The sequence below is a fragment of the Paraburkholderia sp. UYCP14C genome, assembly GCF_004197395.1.
Classification (GTDB): Bacteria; Pseudomonadota; Gammaproteobacteria; order Burkholderiales; family Burkholderiaceae; genus Paraburkholderia.
In genome coordinates this window covers 1-222 of the sequence record NZ_SELS01000417.1, presented here as the reverse complement: position 1 = coordinate 222, position 222 = coordinate 1, and the positions used below count along the sequence as shown (strand labels likewise).

Annotated in this window: 1 pseudogene; it reads right to left on the bottom strand. The window is 59.0% G+C overall.

The window, feature by feature from the left end:
• Positions 1–75: 75 nt before the first annotated feature.
• Positions 76–222 (bottom strand): annotated as a pseudogene (locus tag EVC45_RS45370) (CoA transferase); the annotation flags it as partial.

The following is a 222-nucleotide window of genomic DNA, read 5'->3' as shown; positions in this document are numbered from 1 at the left end:
TCGATGCCGGCATTATCTCAGACCCGCAACACAACCATCAGGCCCTATCTGCTGAAGACCCTGCCGAACAAAGTCGTCGGAAGCGAGTTCGTTGATCCGCGCAACCTCGCAGAACCGCGCAAACTGCGCATCGTTGCCAACGGCAAGGATCATCGGTGCATCTGCCGTTGAGAACACCTGGTATGGAACGATGTTGGGGTGGCCGTTGCCCAGGCGGGTCGG